Here is a 15,367-nt window from a genome sequence, read left to right as displayed (position 1 = left end):
GTCCGGCGATGGTCGACCTGCCCGACCCGCTGCTGGATGGTCCGGCGGCGGTCGACCGGCCCGGCTCGGTGGTGGACGATCCGCCGGTGGCCGAGCCGCCTGACCCGCTGCTGGATGGTCCGGCGGCGGTCGACCGGCCCGGCCCGGCGGTGGACGAGCTGCCTGATCCGGTGGTGGACGAGCTGCCCGCGCCGCCGGTGGCGGACGGCGGACCGGTGCGGACCGGGGTGGAGGTGGTCGTCGACGGGGTCGACCCGGCGGCCGACGGGCACCGGGGGGACCCGGCGTGAGGGGCCCACTGGTGGTGGTCGGGGACACCCTGCTGGACCGGGACGTCGAGGGGGTGGTCAACCGGCTCTGCCCCGACTCGCCGGTGCCGGTGCTGGACGAGACGGCGTACGCCGACCGGCCCGGCGGGGCGGGCCTGGCCGCCGTCTTCGCCGCCGCCGGAGGCGCCGAGGTGGCGCTGGTGACCGCCCTCGCCGACGATGCCGGGGCCGCCCGGCTCAGCTGCCTGCTCGCCGCCGCCGGGGTGCAGGTGTACGGCCTGCCGCTGGCCGGGACCACGCCGGAGAAGATCCGGCTGCGGGCCCGGGGCCGGGTGCTGCTGCGCCACGACCGGGGCGGTGCGGCGGGGGAACCGGGGGCACCGACCGAGGCGGTGCTCCGGCTGCTCGCCGGGGCGTCCGCGGTGCTGGTCAGCGACTACGGCCGGGGGGTGGCCCGGCAGCCGGCGCTGCGGGCGGCGCTGGCCGCGACCCGGGCCCCGGTGGTCTGGGACCCGCATCCGCGTGGCCCGGTCGCCGTCCCGGGGGCGCAGTTGGTCACCCCGAACGAGTCGGAGGCCCGGGAGTTGGCCAAGGTGCCGCCGGGCGGGCCGCGGCTGGCGGTCGCCGCCCAGGCCGCGCAGGGGTTGCGGGAGCGTTGGCGGGCCGGGGCGGTGGTGGTCACCCTCGGTGGTGACGGCGCGTTGCTCTGCGCCGCCGGGGCGACCCCGCTGATGGTCTCCGCGCCGGTCTCCGCCGAGGGGGACACCTGCGGGGCGGGGGACCGGTTCGCCTCGGCGGCCGGGCTGGCGCTGGCCGGGGGCGCGCTGGTCTCCGAGGCGGTCCAGGCGGCGGTCGGCGCGGCGTCGGCCTATGTGGCGGGCGGGGGAGTGGCCGCCGCGCTGCCCGCACCGGTGCGCGCCTGCCCACCGGTGCTGATCGGTGGCGGGGAGCGGATCGGGGCCGCCGCGGCCGGCGCGGTGGTGGCCGAGGTCCGGGCGGCCGGCGGGACCGTGGTGGCCACCGGCGGCTGCTTCGACCTGCTGCATGCCGGGCACGTGGCGACCCTCCAGGCCGCCCGCCAGCTCGGCGACTGCCTGGTGGTCTGCCTGAACTCCGACACCAGCGTCACCGCGCTGAAGGGTCCCGACCGGCCGGTGATCCCGCAGGGTGACCGGGCCCGGCTGCTCGCCGCGCTGGGCTGCGTCGACGCGGTGGTGGTCTTCGACGAGACGACCCCGCACGCGGCGCTGGGCTGGCTGCGGCCCGACATCTGGGTCAAGGGCGGGGACTACGCCACCGGCGTCGGAGACGGGCCGACCCTGCCGGAGGCCGAGCTGCTGCGCCGGTGGGGTGGGGACAGCGTGGTGGTGCCGTACCTGGACGGGCGCTCCACCACCGACATGATCGCGGCGGCCCGCGGTGAACGCCGGACCACCGCCCCGGCCGACGCCCCGCAGCCGGGGCCGGCACGTTCCCCGATGGGCCCGGCGCATTCGACGGCGGGTCCGGCACGTACGACAGCGGAGGGAGCACGATGAGCAGCAGTCCACCCGGTGCCGGTCCGGCCGTCCTGGTCACCGGCGGGTCGAGCGGGCTCGGTGCGGCGGTGGTCGCCGCCGTCGCCGGGTCCGGCGGACGACCGCTCGTGCTGGACCGGCACCGCCCCGGTGACGGGGTGCCGTGGGTCGAGTGCGACCTGGCCGACACCCGGGCCGCCGAGGAGGCCACCCGCGAGTTGGCCGAGCGGTCCGGCGGGTTGGACGCGGTGGTGACCGCCGCCGGGATGGACGTGCCGGGCCGGTTGTCCGACGTCCCCCGCGACACCTGGGAGCGGATCGTCGTGGTGGACCTGCTCGCCACGGTGGCGGTGGTCCGGGCCGCACTGCCCTACCTGGAGGCGTCCCGGGGCAACGTCGTCACGGTCGCCTCCACCCTCGGCGTCAAGGCGGTCGGCGACGCCACCGCGTACTGCGCGGCGAAGTTCGGGGTGGTGGGTTTCACCCGGTCGCTCGCCGCCGAGCTGGCCGGCAGCGTCGGGGTGACCCTGGTGATCCCGGGCGGGATGCGGACCGCCTTCTTCGACGACCGCGACCCGCAGTACCGACCGGGGCCGGACGCCAAGCTCAACGACCCTTCCGACACCGCCGCCGCGATCATGTTCGCGCTGTCCCAGCCGCCCGGTTGTGCCGTCCGGGAGATGGTGGTCTGTGCCGAACAGGAGACCTCCTACCCGTGATCCTGGTGCTGCGGGCGCTCGGCGTCGGGGATCTGGCCACCGCGGTGCCCGCCCTGCGTGCCCTGCGGGCCGGGTACCCGGGGGAGGAACTGGTGCTGGCCGCGCCGGCCTGGCTGGGCCCGCTGGTCGACCTGGTCGGCGGGATCGACCGGCTGCTGCCCACCGACGACCTCGGCCCGCCGCCGTGGCCCGTCCGGTCGTCGGGCGGTGCGCCGCCGTGGCCCGTTCCGCCGCCGGGTGGTTCCTCCCGGTGGCCCGGCCCGCCGCCGGAGGCGGCGGTCAACCTGCACGGGCGCGGTCCGCGCTCGCACCGGATGCTGGCCGGCGCGGGCCGGCTGGTGGCCTTCCGGTGCCCGCCGGGCGGGCACCGGGACGGCCCCGACTGGCGCGACGACGAGCACGAGGTGGACCGCTGGTGCCGGCTGCTCGCCTGGTACGGCATCGTGGCCGACCGCACCGATCTGGCGTTGCGCCGGCCGGCACCGGGCCGGGTGCCGGTCGGGGTGACCGTGGTGCATCCCGGCAGCAAGGTCGAGGCGAAGCGGTGGCCGGCGGACCGGTTCGCCGCGCTGGCCCGGCGGCTGGCCGACCGGGGGCACCGGGTGGTGGTGACCGGCTCGGCCGGCGAGTGGGAGCTGGCCACCCGGGTGGCGACCGGTGCCGGCCTGCCGGAGTCGGCGGTGCTGGCCGGGCGGACCGACCTGGGCGAGCTGGCCGCGCTGGTGGCGGCAGCCCGGCTGGTGGTCAGCGGGGACACCGGGGTCGGCCACCTCGCCACCGCCTACCGGGTGCCGTCGGTGCTGCTCTTCGGCCCGGTGCCGCCGGCCCGGTGGGGGCCGCCGACGGACCGGCCGTGGCACCGGGTGCTCTGGGCCTCAGGTGAGGATTGCGGCGGTTCGTCGGGGGTACCAACGGCGTCGAGGTGGGCGGCGCTCCCGGTCGACCGGGTGTTGGCCGCCGTGGACGAGGCCGAGGAAACGGTACGGGTCTGAGGTGCGACTGCGGCGCAGTGATCCGGGTCGGGCGGGGTACACACGTCGCCGACGCGGCAAGGGCTGGACCTTCCTGGACCGGCACGGTGCCCGGGTCCGGGACCCCGACACGCTGGCCTGGCTGGACGAACTGGTGATCCCGCCCGCCTGGTCGGACGTGTGGATCGCGCCGTACCCCAACGGGCACATCCTGGCCACCGGGACCGACGCCGCCGGCCGCAGGCAGTACGTCTACCACCCCGAGTGGCGGCGTCGGCGGGACGAGGCGAAGTTCGACCACGTGCTGGAGGTGGCCCGCCGGTTGCCGACCCTGCGGGAGCGCATCGCCGACGACCTGGCCGGCCGGGGGCTGAACCGGGACCGGGTGCTGGCGACCGTCGCCCGGCTGCTCGACATGGGCACCTTCCGGGTCGGCAACGAGCAGTACGCCGTCGGCGAGGACGCCACCTTCGGTGTCTCCACCCTGCGCCCGGAGCACGCCCGGTCCCGGGGCGGCTGCGTGGTCTTCGAGTTCCCGGCCAAGGGCGGCATCGACCAGGTCCGCCGGATCGAGGACCCGGAGCTGTGTCGGGTGCTGACCCACCTGCGTCGGCGGCGGCGGGCCGAGGAACGGCTCTTCGGCTACTGGGACGGGCGGGCCTGGCGGGACGTGCGCAGCGACGAGGTCAACGGCTACCTGCGCGACGCCAGCGGTGGCGAGATGACCGCCAAGGACTTCCGCACCTGGCACGCCACCGTGCGGGCGGCCACCGAGCTGGCGACCGTGGGGGCGCAGCGTTCCGTGACGGCCCGTCGCCGGGCGGTGGCCGGGGTGATGCGGGAGGTCGCCGACCTGCTCGGTAACACCCCCACGGTGGCCCGCACGTCGTACGTGGACCCCCGGGTGGTCGACCTCTACCACGACGGCGTGGTGCTGCCGGTGGCTGCCGACTCCCCCCGCGACAAGGTCGAACGGTTGGTGCTGGAGTTACTGGAGGAGGCCTGACCGGCCCCGCCGCGAGTCCTGGGGAAGGTGCGGCGGGCCGGGGCCACCGCGTGACGCGCGACCACACCCGGTGGGTGCGGCACCGGGGCGGTCGCCCGTGACCCCGTGGGTCACGGACGCCACGCCGCGGTCCCCCGTTACCGTCGGGCCGCGCGGTCGGGTGACCGTCGGCCCACCGTCAGTATGTCGGCCCGGAGTTGACTACGGACGCCGGACTGTTGACGATCCGTGCCTGTTGCAGGTGGAGCGTCCGGTAGGCCTGAGGTGTCAGCTGATGGGCTGCCCGGAAGGCCCGACTGAAGTGGGCCTTGTCCCGGAAACCCCAGCGCGCCGCGACGGCCTGGACCGGCCGGTGCGCCAACGCGGGATCGGTCAGGTCCCGCCGGCACCGCGCCAACCGTAGTTCCCGGATGTACGACGCGACAGTGGTCTGCTCCTCCTCGAAGAGCCGGTGCAGGCTCCGCACCGAGATGTGGTGCGCCTCGGCGATCGTGGCGGGGGTCAGCCCGGTGTCGCCCAGCCGTCGCTGGACGTACGCCCGCACCTGGGCGAGCAGCGCCTGACGGCGTACCTCGCGGGGCATCTCGTCCTCGGCGACCAGGTACCGGCCCAACATGGTGGAGATCAGGTCCAGCGCCACCCCGCCGAGCCGCTCGGCGTCCGCCTGCTGGTACTGCTCGGGGTACGAGGTGATCCGGGTGAGGTACTGGGCGACCAGCGCGCCGATCCCCTCGCTGGCCGACATCCGGCCGGCCAACAGCGGCGTGAGTCGATCCGGGGTGAGCGGGATCGACCCGTACGGGATCAGGGCGACGATCGAGGCGGCGTGCTCCGCGCCGTTGCCGTCGCCGAGGTGGCTCACCTCGTGCGGCCGGGAGCCGTCGTAGAAGGTGAACTCACCGGTGCCCAGCTGGCTCTCCCGCCCGGCCTGCCCGGCGACGCCGGTGCCGCTGGTGGTGAGGGCGAGCAGATGGAAGTCCACCTCGGTCCGCCGGACCAACTGCGCGGTGCGGACCGCCTCCAGCGACGGGTAGCGGTAGCGCACCAGCCGGATCGGGCCCAGCTCGACGAACTCGGCCCGGGCCCGGAAGTCGTGCTGGTGGTCGGAGCGGATCCGCAGCGGCGCGGAGGTCCGGGCGACCAGGTCCAACCACATCCCGAACCGTTCCGCCGGTGGCAGGTGTTCGGTGTCGATCACTGTGCGGTGCACCATGTCCGGCCTCCCCGTCGGCGGGCACTTCCCCTCCATTCTGGACGAAGAGGCCACCGGCCCGTGTCCGGCCGCCCGCGACCCCCCGTGCCGTTGGCTGAGCTGGCGGGCGGGGACCGGTCGAGACCTCGCGGGCAGAGGCTCGCAACGTCGTCGATATAGCGGCATCAAGGGCGAGTGGATACCACCACATCGGCGACATTGAGTTGGTCATGGGAATTGGCCCTGGCACCTTGGCTGCTCTGGGCCAGGTGGAGCGGCCGGCGGTGGGCGTGCTGAGAGCCGAGACTTCGACTGCGTGTTTGCGGTGGTTGGGCTCAGCGCGTGATGTTACGCATCCGGTAGTCGGGGTGTACCGTCCGTTGTGGTACCTCGTCAGGGCCGAAGCAGCGAGGCCGCAGCCCAGCCATTCACCTGGGAGTACGTCGTGTCGCCCATTGCTGATCCCCGTTTCAGTGTGGAACTTCGTCGGTTGCGTATTGAGGCACGCGTTTCGCTTCGTGCTCTCGCATTGGTCGTGTATCAGAGCAAGAGCCAGCTTCATGATCTTGAGGTGGGACGTCGTCCGCCGAGTGATGATGTGGCGCGGCGGTTGGACGAAGTCCTCGGCGCGGGTGGCCTGCTGGTGGCCTTGGCTCGTCCACCGGAGTTGCCGGACGACGGCGCTGACCGGATCGCTTTCGCGGCCCGTCACCCGACCCGCAGTGATCCGGCCACGGTCGACGCGCTCGCGGATCTCCTGGCGAGTCAGCGTCGTCTGGAGGATGTCCTTGGTGCCGCCGCTGTCATGCCGGCGGTCAAGGCGAACCTGGATCTCGTTGGTCATCTGGCCAGTGAGGCACAGGACGACCTGCGGGGACGGCTGGTGTATCAGGCTGCACAGTGGGCGCAGTTCGCCGGTTGGTTGGGGATCGCCGCTGGTGATCATGCCTGGTCGCGGCACTGGTTGAATCAGGCGCTGGAATGGTCCGTGGAGAGTGGCCGTGACGCGTTGGTGGGGACGGTGTTGTCCTTCCGGGCCGATCTTGCCGGGCAGTCGGGAGATATCGGGGCTCTGCTCGGGGTCACCCGGGCAGCCCTGACCAAGCCGGGTATGTCGCCGGGGCAACTCGCGTACGACCATTTTCAGCTAGCCCGCGCGTACGTTCTTGCTGGGGACCTGCAGGCGGCGATCAGTGCGGCGGTGGCGGCCGAGGATCGGGCGACGGCTGCCTTGGAGTTCGGGGGTGAGATGCCTCCGTGGGATTACTACCGGGACCGGGCGTTCTTCGACCTGGAGGCCGGCGCCACCCGGTCGGTGTTGGGGGAGCACGAGCGGGCGGTGGAATTGTTGACCGCAGGGCTCGACGGTTTGGACGCTGACTCAGCCTCAGCCGATTGGACCGGCACGTACGTGTGCCAACTCGCCAGCGCCCAACTGGCCATCGGCGAGCGGGACGGGGCAGCCCAATCGGTGGAGCGGGTGCGATCTATCGCGGCCCGGAATCGGTCCGGTCGGTTGTCTGCGCTCGTCCGCAACGTGTCCGCGTCCATGGACAGGTGAATGGACGCGTGGTAGCTGGAACGTCACCGACTGATCACCCAATGCTGTGACCGGAGCGGGATGGCGACGGTGACCAGTACCGGTACGCCCGTGGCCCGCTCGCAGTCGGGCGCGGTGTTGACGGTGTTCCATGAGCATGCCGCCGTGCCCCTACCAGCGGAGGTGGGGATGAGCGACGCGGTGCCGGTCGAGAGCCGGGGCGAGCAGATCCAGGCGGCAGAGCGGGAGGCGGCGCGGCAGCGGCTTCTCGCGCAGGCCGAGGCGGAGCGGATACCGGTGGAGGAGACGACCCGGGCGGTGCCGGACAGGCGGTGGCGTCGTGGACAGCAGTGAGTTGTTGCCGGTGGGTCGGCGGGTGGCGTACTGGCGGAGGCGGCGCAGGCTGTCGCAGCAGGTGTTCGCCGACCGGTTGGGCAGGTCGAAGAGCTGGGTGGACAAGGTCGAGCGGGGTGTCCGGAGCCTGGACAAGGTGTCCATGCTTCAGGACATCGCCGCCGTCCTGCGTATCGACACGATCGTTCTCCTCGGCCGCGACACCCGGCCGGCCGAAGTGGCCGGTCAGGTCGAGGGGGTCGAACGGGTCCGGGAGGCGCTGTCGACGTATGACATCGCAGTGGGCCGGCCGGCGGGGCGGGGAGGTGTGTTGTCGGCGGGTCGCCTTGCGCGGGACGTCTCCCTCGCCTGGGTTACGTTCCAGCACGCCCGGTATCCGCAGATGATCGGGTCAATCCCGGGCCTGTTGGCCGCCGCGCAGCGTGTCCACGCGGACGATCCGGTGACGGGGCTGTCGGCGCTGGTGGAGGCGTACCGGATCACCGCCTCGCTGCTGGTCAAGCTGGGGGAGGTGGAGCTGGCGTGGTTGGCCGCCGACCGGGCCATGACCACCGCGACCGGCGATGCGGTGCTGGTGGCCACCGCTACGGTGCAACTCGGCCAGGTGCTCCGTGCCTCGGGGCGGGCGCGGGCGGCCCGGTCGACGGCGCTGGCCGCCGCATACCGGATCGCCCCGCCCGACCTCGACGGCGCGCCTGCCCCGGGGGTGTCGTTGTGCGGGACGCTGGTCGTGCAGGCCGCACTGGCGGCTGCCCGGGACGGCGACGACCGTTCCACCGTCGACCTGCTCGACGAGGCCGCAGGGATGGCTGCCCAGGTCGGTGACGGGCACGACCACTACCGGACGGCGTTCGGGCCGGTCGCGGTGGACTTGGCCCGGGTCGCCGCCGCTCTCGACCTGGGTGACGCCGGTGCGGCGGTGGCATGGCACGAGAAGACCACCGCCCGCGACGCCTGGAGGTGGCTCCCCACGGAACACCGCGCCGCCCACCTGCTCGACGCCGCTCGCGCCTATCTGCACGCGGGCGACCCCGGCAACGCCGCCCGCACGCTGCTCGCCGCCGAGCGCACCGCACCCTACGAGGTACGCCACCGGCCGGCCGCCCGTGCGGTCCTCGCCCAACTCGCCCACGACCCGCACGCCCCCACGACGATCATCCAACTCGCCGCCACGCTCCGGGTGACCTGAGCATGACCGCGCCATTCCTGTCGCTGGCCCAGATCCACAACCGGCTGACCCTCCAGGCCCGACGTGCCCTCCGCGATCCGCGATCCGGCCCCGACCCGCGCTGCCCCTTCTGCGGTGCCGTGACGACTGCCCAACGTCCGCCACGCCGCTGAAAGGCGGCGGCTCCCGGCCTGCTTCGGGGGCGTTATTGGCCTTCTGTGCGGTTTGCGATGTCGGTCTCCCGACTCCGGAGCGGTGTCCACGCGTCCGGGGTTTCTGGCGTCGACAGGTTGCGATACTCCTATGGGTTGGGCACGTGGGCGACCGATCTGGGGGCTGTGATGGCGGCGGAGGAACTGCTCGCGTTGGCGAGCGCCGGTGGTGCGGCACTGGTGGGGGCGGTGGCCCAGGACGCGTGGGGGCTGGCGAAGACCGGCTTCGCGCGGCTGCTCGGCCGGGGGGACCAGGCGCGGGAGGACGCGGTGACGCAACAGCTGGAGCGGACCCGTGGTGCGATGGAGGCGGCGGGCGCGGACGGCGACCGTATGCGTGTGCAGCACGAGGCGCTGTGGACGGGTCGGTTGGAGGACCTGCTGATCGAGCGCCCGGCTGCCGCTGGCGAGCTGGAGACGCTGGTACGGCAGGTCGCCGCGAGTGCCGGGGTCCGGTCGGCCGGTCACGTGGTGCAGCACGTCACCGCCTCCGGCAACGCGCGGCAGGCTGTGCTGGGCCACGGCAGCCAGGTCAACACGTTCGGCACCGCGCAGGCGCGCGCCGATGACTGAACCGTCCGACGGTCCCGTGGCCGAGCCGTCACACGGTCGTGGGACAGGTGACGAGCCGGCAGATGGTCCCCCGCAGGTGACTCAGCGGATGCAGACCGAGGGTCACGGCACGAGTGCCGGGGTGGGTAGCGGTCTCCAGATCAACAACTTCATCAACACCAGCGGCGTACCCGCTCCCCGGCCCGCCGCCGATCAGCCCGCCGTCGCAGCTGACCGGCCGTCGCCGGTGTGGAACCTCCTGCCCCGGGATCCGAACTTCGCTGGTCGTGGGAGCGAGTTGGCCGAGCTGCGGACCCGGCTGTCATCCGGTGGTGCTGCGGGCGTGCAGGCGATCCACGGCCTCGGCGGGGTCGGTAAAACCCAGTTGGCCCTGGAGTACGCGCACCGGCACCGGGCCGACTACGACGTCGTGTGGTGGATCTCGGCGGAACAGTCCGGGGCCATCGGTGAGCAGTTCAGCGCGCTCGGCATCGCGCTGGGTGTGCTCGACGCCCAGGTGGACAGCGTGATCGCCCAGAGCAAGGTCAAGGAGTACCTCCGGAGCCGGAACCGTTGGCTGCTGATCTTCGACAACGCGGAGAAACCCGAAGACCTCCGCCCCTGGCTGCCGGACGGCGCCGGGCACATGCTCGTCACCTCCCGCACCAGGAACTGGGGACAGCTCGCCCGGACCCTGGAGCTGGACATCCTTCCCCGTGCCGAGGCGGTGGAACTGCTGACGTTGCGCCTCACCAGGATCAGCGTGACCGAGGCGGGTCAGCTCGCCGAGGACCTGGGCGACCTGCCCCTGGCGCTGGCGCAGGCGGCGAGCTACCTGGCAGAGTTCGGCATGTCCGTCACCGACTACCGACAGGTGCTCCGGGAGGAGACGCGTGCGGTACTCGACGAGGGGCAGCCCGCAGGTTATCCGCACTCCCTGGCGGCGGCTGCCACCCTGAGCACCAGCGCGCTTGGTGCCAGGGATCCCGCCGCGCTCGCTGTTCTCCACCTGTGTGCGTTCCTGGCACCCGAGCCGGTGCCGACCGACCTCGTCGTCACCATCGCCCGGCACGCCGACCTGCAACTGGAGATCCTCGCGCCACTGGCGCAGATCATCGACAAGCTGCTCCAGCGGCAGCGTGCCATCAGTGCGGTCGGTGCCTCCGGCCTGGCCCGGGTCGAACTCGGGACGATCACAGTCCACCGGCTGGTCCAGGCGATCGTCCGGGACCAGGTCGATCCCGCTGTCGCCGCCGAGCTGAGGGCGCGCATCGAGGCGGCGCTCGGCACCGTCGACCCGGGTAATCCCCGGGACACCGCGACCTGGCCCCAGTGGAGCATGATCCTGCCCCACCTGCTGGCAGCGGACCCCGCGCACACCGACAACGCCGAACTCCGCCTGCGAACTCGCGATGCCATCGTCTACCTGCTCTGCCGGGGCGACAGCCGCCCCGCCCAGCAACTCGCCGACAACCTCTACCAGGCGTGGAAGGAGCGACACGGCCCGGACGATCTCGACACGCTGCGCGCCGCCACCGAGTTGGTCTGGGCCTATCGCGACCTGGGTCAGTTCGATCGGCTCCGCCCCCTGATCGACGACACGCTTACCCGCCAGATCAACATTCTCGGCCACGACCATCCCGACACCCTGCGGACCGCCTCCGATCTCGCGGTGGTTCACAGTGAACTGGGGAACTACCAGCGGGCACGTGAAATCGATGAGGATGTGTATAGGCGGCGTGTGCGGTTGTTGGGTGAGGATCATCCTGACACGTTGATGTCTGCGACCAATTTGATCATTACGATAGCCGATGCTGGGGAGCCTCGACGTGGGTTAAAGGTCGCGGAGGATGTGCATCGGCGGGCGGTGAGGGTACTAGGTGAGGATCATCCGAACACGTTAGCCGCTACGAACAACTTATCTAATGTGCTGGGTGCGGTAGGGGATCTCAGGCGTGCGTTGGAGGTTGCGGCCGACGTATATCGGAGGCGGCTGCGGGTGCTCGGTGAGGAGCATCCGGACACGCTCCGCAGCATGGTGAATCTCGTACGCATGATGGTTCTGCGTGGGCAATTGATACCAGCTCGTCGAATGGCTGAATCGGCCCATCGGAAGCTGCGAACCACTCTTGGTGGGCAGCATCCCAACACGAGGGAAGCCCGTACCGTCCTCGACCAGATAGCCGCCGCGATGGGTGGGCGTCAGTCGACAGGTAAGGCCCGTCGTCACCGTTGAATCCGGCACAAGCGTCGGTGCCGTCGCCACGAAACCCTGCGGCAGGCCAACCGCCGTGCTCGCCGCACGCTGACGACAGCGCGGGCCGGGCCGCCGTCAGGCGGCCCGGCCCGTCGCTGTACGCGATGTCAGTCGTTGAGGACCTGGGAGAGGCGGTCGCGGAACTTGCGCTCCGAGTCGCTGACCTGGTCGCCGCCGATGCCGAGCAGCCCCCCGCTGGATGCCGCCCCGACCACCTGCTCGGCGATCTCCACCAACCAGTGCCGGTAGGCCCCGGCCTCGCCCTCGTCGACCTTGGCGGCCAGCAGGGCGGACGCCTGCCCGGCCCGGACCAGCACGTCGTCGATGAGCGCCTGCGGGTCGGCGGGCGAGATCACCGGCAGCTCCTCGCCGGCCTCCGGGTCGCCCACCCGGGACACGATCTCCTCGGCGACGGCGGCGACCAGCGGGTTGGCCGACTCCCGGCCGGCGGAGATGGTCTCCAGCCCGGCCGCGTTCTCGGCCCGGGTCCGCCGGGCGCCGTCCGACTCGGCGGCGCTCGCCGCGGTCAGGACCGACTGCGGCAGGCCGACCAGCAGCCCCCACTCCTCGTCGGAGAACCCGAACCCGGTGTACGCCGGCTGTTCGATCACGACTGAGCCCCTCTCGATTGTTTCGCTGTGCCCCTCGCACGGGTGCACCGCGCGAGGGCATTCCTGCGGGCACCGCCGCCACCCGGGAGCGGCAACGGCACCGGGTCGCCCGGGTCAGGCTAGTCCAGGGTCAGTAGACCCTGTTCGGACACCACGCGCACGGAGAGCGTCTTGTAGCCCACCTCGTCGAAGAGCACCGTCATCCGGTCCTCCTCGTAGTTGAGCACCAGGCCGGGGCCCCACTCCGGGTGCCGGACCTGGCTGTGCACCGGGAACGGGCCGACCGCGCCGTCGTTGGCGACGCTGGTGCCGGCGTGGCAGTTGTCGCAGTGCCCGCAGACCTGGGTCATCTGTTCACCGAAGTACGCCAGCAGCACCTGTCCCCGGCAGCCGGTGGTCTCGGCGAACGCGCGCATCATGTCGGTACGGGACCGGGTGACCGTCTGCTGCCGTTCGGCCTCGGCCAGGGCCGCCGCGCCGGCCTCCGCCGGGGCGGGGGAGTAGCGCGGGGCACCGATCTTCTGCCCGGCCCGGGGTTCGGCCGCGCCGATCTGCTCCAGCAGGGCCAGGTACTGGCCGAGCTTGCGCGGCCCGAGACCGGTCGACTCGCGCAGGGCCTTCTTGGTCGCCGGTCGACGGCGCAGCAGCGCGGCGAGGTCCCGCAACTCGGTTTCGTCCGGCAGCCCACCCGAGAAGTAGCGTTGCAGTCCGACGTCCTCGGCCCGCCACAGCAGCAGCACCCGGGCCGGCGCACCGTCGCGCCCGGCCCGGCCGATCTCCTGGAAGTAGCTGTCCGGCGAGTCGGGCAGCGCCATGTGCACCACCCAGGCGATGTTCGGCTTGTCGATGCCCATGCCGAACGCCGAGGTGGCCACCATGATCGGCACCTGGTCGGCGAGGAACTCCTCGTGTAGTCGGTGCCGGGCGGCGGTGGGCATCCCGCCGTGGTAGCACTCCGCCGGGAACCCGGCGGTGGTCAGCCGGTCGGCCAACTCCTCGGCGGCCCGTCGGGTCGGCACATAGATGATCCCGGGCCGCACGTCGTCGCGCAGCAGCGCGCTCAGCCGCCGCCAGCGGTAGTCCTCGGTCGGGCAGTAGGCGACCTCGACGAACAGGTTCGGCCGGTCCAGCCCGGAGACCACCACCTCGGGGTCGCGCAGCCGCAGCCGGGCGATGATGTCGTCGCGTACCGGTGGGGAGGCGGTGGCGGTCAGCGCCACCACCGGCGGACGGCCGAGACCGTCGATCAGGTGGCCCAACGCCAGGTAGTCGGGGCGGAAGTCGTGTCCCCAGGCGGAGATGCAGTGCGCCTCGTCGATCGCCACCAGGGCCGGTTCCAGCGACCGCACCTCGGCCATCCGGTCGGGGTTGCTCAGCGCCTCGGGGGTGATGAAGAGGAACTCCGCCCGCCCCTGCCGGATCTCGGTGATCGCCTCGGCCTGCTGGGCCGCGCTCTCGTCCGAGCTGATCCGGACCGCGCGCAGCTCGGGGCGCTGCCGTTCGTTGAGCGCGGCGATCTGGTCCTGCTGGAGGGCCAACAGGGGAGAGATCACCACCGTCGGCCCGGGGATCAGGCTGGCCGGGATCTGGTAGATCGCCGACTTGCCGGCTCCGGTGGGGAGCACGACCAGGGCGTCGCGTCGTTTCATCACCGCGCGCATGGCGGCGAGCTGGTTGGGCCGCAGCGCTTTCCAGCCGAACAGGCTGCGCGCCGCGCGGCGCAACGTCGTCGAGTGCATGGACAGCTTCATCGAGGGCCGGAGGTACCCGGGCACATCGATGCCGAAACCGCTCCCACCGGTTCGGGTACGCCGCCCACTGTGGGCGGTGCGTGGCAGGTCAGGCGGGGGTGACCCGGTGTGCCACCATGATCGACCACGGGTCACCGGTCACCGTCCCAGGTGGGACGGTCCGGCGACCCGTGGTCGGCCACCCCCGGGCGGGGCGATCTGGCCCCGGCGGGCGGGTCCGGCCCTGGTGGGTGGGGCAGCCCCGGCGGGCGGGTCCCCGCTTCGGTGGCCGGGATCGGCTCCGGTGGGCAGGATCAGCGGAGGTGGGGGAGCACCTCGCGCTGGTAGAGGTCGAACAGGCCCTCCCAGTGCGGGCCGGCGTTGCCCACGTAGACCTCGTCGAAGCCGGCCTTGGCGTACCGGTCGATCATCTCCAGGTGGGCGTCGGCGCTGTTGCCGCAGACGAAGCCCTGCCGCACCTGGTCCGGTGTCACCAGTTGGGCCGCCTGCTCGAAGTGCCGTGGGGAGGGCAGCACCTGGGACAACTCGCCCGGCACCCCGGCGTTCGGCCACGTCTCGTACGCGATCCGCGCGCCCTCCTCCTCGGTGTCGGCGTACGCGGCCTTGAAGCCGGCCTGGCACGGCTTGTCGCCGCCGCCGTTGTCCCGGAACCGGCTCACCAGGTCGCCGTCGGGCATCATGCTCACGTAGCCGTCGCCGATCCGGGCGGCCAGGTCGACGGCCTTCGGGCCGAAGCCGGAGACGTAGACCGGTGGGGGCGTGTCGGGCAGCGTGTAGATGCGGGCGTGCTCGACGGTGTAGTGCCGGCCGTGGTGGTTGACGAAGTCGCCCCGCCACAGCTCCCGCATCACCTCGACGGCCTCCTCCAGCATCTCCAGCCGGACGTCGGTCTGCGGCCAGGCGTCGCCGAGGATGTGTTCGTTGAGCGCCTCGCCGGTGCCGACGCCGAAGGTGAACCGGCCGGCGTGCAGCACCGCGCTGGTGGCCGCCGCCTGCGCGAGCACCGCCGGGTGGATCCGGACGGTCGGGCAGGTCACCGCCGTGGTCACCGGCAACCCGGTGACCTGGCTCAGGGCCCCGATGGTGGACCAGACGAAGGGGCTCTGCCCCTGGGCGTCCGTCCACGGGTGGTAGTGGTCGGAGATCCACAGTGCCTGGAAGCCGGCCCGTTCGGCGCCCCGGGCCTGCTCCAGCAGTTGCGCCGGGGTGAACTCCTCACTGGACAGGAAGTAGCCGATCTTCATGGTG

General features: G+C 72.5%; 13 protein-coding genes. 9 read left to right on the top strand and 4 right to left on the bottom strand.

All coding sequences use genetic code 11. The features are described from left to right. Window positions 1-286: 286 nt before the first annotated feature. From GA0070216_RS16115 to GA0070216_RS16100, 4 genes are read left to right on the top strand one after another with little or no spacing between them, the layout of a single operon-like run. Window positions 287-1,807, top strand: a complete 1,521-nt coding sequence (locus tag GA0070216_RS16115; protein WP_091246488.1) for a PfkB family carbohydrate kinase — start codon at window positions 287-289, stop codon at window positions 1,805-1,807. Then, entirely contained in the window at window positions 1,804-2,505 is a 702-nt protein-coding gene (locus GA0070216_RS16110) for an SDR family oxidoreductase (protein WP_091246486.1), read from the top strand. Before GA0070216_RS16115 ends, GA0070216_RS16110 begins: the two co-directional genes overlap by 4 nt. Next, window positions 2,502-3,497 (top strand): glycosyltransferase family 9 protein, encoded by a 996-nt coding sequence (locus GA0070216_RS16105; RefSeq protein ID WP_091246484.1) that lies wholly within the window; start codon window positions 2,502-2,504, stop codon window positions 3,495-3,497. The genes GA0070216_RS16110 and GA0070216_RS16105 overlap by 4 nt, the downstream gene beginning before the upstream one ends. 1 nt (window position 3,498) lies before the next feature. After that, a complete protein-coding gene (locus tag GA0070216_RS16100; RefSeq protein WP_091246482.1) occupies window positions 3,499-4,482 on the top strand; it encodes a DNA topoisomerase IB in 984 nt (327 codons plus the stop codon). A 178-nt stretch (window positions 4,483-4,660) separates the two neighbouring features. Here the strand turns inward: GA0070216_RS16100 and GA0070216_RS16095 are convergent, their stop codons facing one another. Beyond that, window positions 4,661-5,695: an AraC-like ligand-binding domain-containing protein gene (locus tag GA0070216_RS16095; RefSeq protein WP_091246480.1), complete on the bottom strand. Its 1,035-nt coding sequence runs from the start codon at window positions 5,693-5,695 to the stop codon at window positions 4,661-4,663. Window positions 5,696-6,119: 424 nt separating this feature from the next. Here GA0070216_RS16095 and GA0070216_RS16090 point away from each other — a divergent pair, with 424 nt between their 5' ends. The 5 genes from GA0070216_RS16090 (at window position 6,120) to fxsT (ending at window position 11,736) form a co-directional block, all read left to right on the top strand. Continuing rightward, window positions 6,120-7,235, top strand: coding sequence for a helix-turn-helix domain-containing protein (locus tag GA0070216_RS16090; protein ID WP_176738986.1), 1,116 nt, complete (start codon window positions 6,120-6,122; stop codon window positions 7,233-7,235). A gap of 69 nt (window positions 7,236-7,304) precedes the next feature. Continuing rightward, window positions 7,305-7,568, top strand: a complete 264-nt coding sequence (locus tag GA0070216_RS16085; RefSeq protein WP_141723106.1) for a hypothetical protein — start codon at window positions 7,305-7,307, stop codon at window positions 7,566-7,568. Then, entirely contained in the window at window positions 7,555-8,757 is a 1,203-nt protein-coding gene (locus GA0070216_RS16080) for a helix-turn-helix domain-containing protein (protein ID WP_245722533.1), read from the top strand. Before GA0070216_RS16085 ends, GA0070216_RS16080 begins: the two co-directional genes overlap by 14 nt. A 320-nt stretch (window positions 8,758-9,077) precedes the next feature. After that, complete coding sequence (locus tag GA0070216_RS16075) at window positions 9,078-9,521, top strand: hypothetical protein (protein WP_091246474.1); 444 nt, start codon at window positions 9,078-9,080, stop codon at window positions 9,519-9,521. Window positions 9,522-9,609: 88 nt separating this feature from the next. Continuing rightward, window positions 9,610-11,736 (top strand): FxSxx-COOH system tetratricopeptide repeat protein, encoded by a 2,127-nt coding sequence (gene fxsT / locus GA0070216_RS16070; protein WP_176738985.1) that lies wholly within the window; start codon window positions 9,610-9,612, stop codon window positions 11,734-11,736. Between the two features lie 128 nt (window positions 11,737-11,864). Here the strand turns inward: fxsT and GA0070216_RS16065 are convergent, their stop codons facing one another. The 3 genes from GA0070216_RS16065 to GA0070216_RS16055 form a co-directional block, all read right to left on the bottom strand. Further along, entirely contained in the window at window positions 11,865-12,368 is a 504-nt protein-coding gene (locus GA0070216_RS16065) for a hypothetical protein (RefSeq protein ID WP_091246472.1), read from the bottom strand. 119 nt (window positions 12,369-12,487) lie between these two features. Then, entirely contained in the window at window positions 12,488-14,119 is a 1,632-nt protein-coding gene (locus GA0070216_RS16060) for a RecQ family ATP-dependent DNA helicase (protein ID WP_091246470.1), read from the bottom strand. Between the two features lie 293 nt (window positions 14,120-14,412). Beyond that, on the bottom strand, window positions 14,413-15,363 hold the full coding sequence (locus GA0070216_RS16055) for a TIGR03557 family F420-dependent LLM class oxidoreductase (RefSeq protein ID WP_091246469.1): 951 nt from the start codon (window positions 15,361-15,363) through the stop codon (window positions 14,413-14,415). Between the last annotated feature and the right edge of the window lie 4 nt (window positions 15,364-15,367).

Source organism: Micromonospora matsumotoense, assembly GCF_900091525.1.
GTDB classification, from domain to species: domain Bacteria; phylum Actinomycetota; class Actinomycetes; order Mycobacteriales; family Micromonosporaceae; genus Micromonospora; species Micromonospora matsumotoensis.
The sequence above is the reverse complement of the archived record's forward strand: the minus strand, read 5'-3'. Positions and strand labels throughout refer to the sequence as shown.

What these genes read in the sequence shown, in the direction of transcription:
- GA0070216_RS16110 (WP_091246486.1), top strand. Translation starts at nt 1,804, where the DNA reads ATGAGCAGCAGTCCACCCGGTGCCGGTCCGGCCGTCCTGGTCACCGGC.
- GA0070216_RS16095 (WP_091246480.1), bottom strand. Translation starts at nt 5,695, where the DNA reads ATGGTGCACCGCACAGTGATCGACACCGAACACCTGCCACCGGCGGAA.
- GA0070216_RS16075 (WP_091246474.1), top strand. Translation starts at nt 9,078, where the DNA reads ATGGCGGCGGAGGAACTGCTCGCGTTGGCGAGCGCCGGTGGTGCGGCA.
- fxsT (WP_176738985.1), top strand. Translation starts at nt 9,610, where the DNA reads ATGCAGACCGAGGGTCACGGCACGAGTGCCGGGGTGGGTAGCGGTCTC.
- GA0070216_RS16060 (WP_091246470.1), bottom strand. Translation starts at nt 14,119, where the DNA reads ATGAAGCTGTCCATGCACTCGACGACGTTGCGCCGCGCGGCGCGCAGC.
- GA0070216_RS16055 (WP_091246469.1), bottom strand. Translation starts at nt 15,363, where the DNA reads ATGAAGATCGGCTACTTCCTGTCCAGTGAGGAGTTCACCCCGGCGCAA.